A 1,656-nucleotide genomic window follows, 5' to 3' on the forward strand; every position below is an offset into this window, starting at 1 on the left:
GAGAGATGCGCGTCGAACGGGAGTCCCGATTGGGTGATCGTGGGGCGCTTGGCGCATACGGACAGGGCCTCCTGAACAGCTCGTTGGTGTCGAATCACCGAGCAGCAGGAGGCCCTGATGCAGCAGTCTTCCGTGCCGACGGCCGGGCAGTCCAGTGCGGTCACCTGGGAGTGTGACTGTCTGGCTCACCGGTTCGGAAACGCTGCCGACACCGGGGTGCGGCAGCCGCGCTATCCGACGGACATGACGGACGCGGAGTGGGCCGTGGTCCGGCCGCTGCTGCCGGTGCCGGGCTGGATGCGCGGTCGCGGCGGCCGGCCGGAGGCGTACTGCCACCGGGCTGCACTCGATGCGATCCGCTACCTCGTTGACAACGGCATCAAGTGGCGGGCGATGCCGGCCGACTTCCCGCCGTGGGACCGGGTGTACGCGTTCTTCCGCCGCTGGCGCGACCATGGCCTGGTCAAGGAGTTCCACGACCGGCTACGTGCCCAGGTCCGCGAGAAGGTGGGCCGCGACGCGGAGCCGACGGCCGGAGTGATCGACTCGCAGTCGGTGAAGGCGGACGCTGTTGTCGGTGCGGACAGTCGCGGGTTCGACGGCGGCAAGCTGATCAACGGGCGCAAGCGGCACGTCGTGGTCGATACCCTCGGCCTGCTGCTGGGCGTGATGGTCACCGCCGCGGACGTCGGCGACCGCACCGCCGCCCAGGTGCTGCTGCGGCAAGTCGCCGACGCGCACCACCAGTTGGAGCTGGTCTGGGCCGACGGCGGCTACACCGGCAGCCTCATCGAGTACTGCCTGGCCACGCTCGCCCTGGTCCTGGCGATCGTCAAACGCAGCGACGCCATGCGCGGCTTCGTGGTGCTGCCCAAGCGGTGGATCGTCGAGCGCCTCTTCGCCCACCTGATGCGCACCCGCCGCCTGGCACGCGACTACGAGCGGCGCACCACCAGCGCCGAGGCGATGGTCTACTGGTCGATGGCCCTGCTCATGACCCGCCGCCTGGCCCGGCCACACCCTGCGCGAGCGTGAACCGGCCCGGCTGCGGCTCGGCCAGCCAGCCGCGCGCGACCAGGCGCTTCGCCTTCGACCGCAGTGCCTCCACCCGTGCCGGCACCACGTCCATGCCGAACACGGCGGCCATCTCCTGGCAGGTCAGCGGCCCTTGATGGAGACGGGCCCGGTCCGCGAGCGCCCTCAGGATGCGCTGGTAGTCCACCGACAGCACCGACCAGGCAAGCCCCTCACGCCACATGGGAACCTGCGATTTCGTCTTCGCTGCCTCCGGCACCTGCGGCGTCTTTCCGGTCTGCTCCTCGGCAGCTGGCGCGGCCCCCTCAGCCCGGGCGGGGTCCTGCCCGCTCTCGTCCACGGGGGCCAGCACCTCGCCGACCCGCGAGCAGGCGATGGCCCACTCCTGCCATTCCCGCTCGGCCACGGCCAACTCGGCCTGGACGCGGTCAGCTTCCTCCCGCAGCTCGTCCACACGACGGCGAGCACCCAGCTCACGCTGTTCCAACAGCCCAACCACCGACGGCATCCACAACCTCCCGGACAGCGACAGCACGACAGGCCACAACTCCCACGAGATCGCCGACCCTATGCCCGACCAGCGGAAACGCAGTCCTCAAGTCCGGAAAGACAACAGCTTCT

The 1,656-nt window shown here is 70.1% G+C and carries 2 protein-coding genes; one reads left to right on the forward strand and one right to left on the reverse strand.

Features of this window, described 5'->3' with window-relative positions:
• Positions 1 to 243 precede the first annotated feature (243 nt).
• On the forward strand, positions 244 to 1,035 hold the full coding sequence (locus ABZZ74_RS54050) for an IS5 family transposase (RefSeq protein ID WP_356951431.1): 792 nt from the start codon (positions 244 to 246) through the stop codon (positions 1,033 to 1,035).
• On the opposite strand, the gene ABZZ74_RS54055 is transcribed toward ABZZ74_RS54050, so the two are convergent.
• Positions 992 to 1,543 (reverse strand): hypothetical protein, encoded by a 552-nt coding sequence (locus ABZZ74_RS54055; protein WP_356951430.1) that lies wholly within the window; start codon positions 1,541 to 1,543, stop codon positions 992 to 994. The two genes, ABZZ74_RS54050 and ABZZ74_RS54055, sit on opposite strands and share 44 nt — an antisense overlap.
• Between the last annotated feature and the right edge of the window lie 113 nt (positions 1,544 to 1,656).

Origin of the sequence: Streptomyces sp. NPDC006476 (genome assembly GCF_040612015.1) — a bacterium.
Classification (GTDB): Bacteria; Actinomycetota; Actinomycetes; order Streptomycetales; family Streptomycetaceae; genus Streptomyces; species Streptomyces griseorubiginosus_B.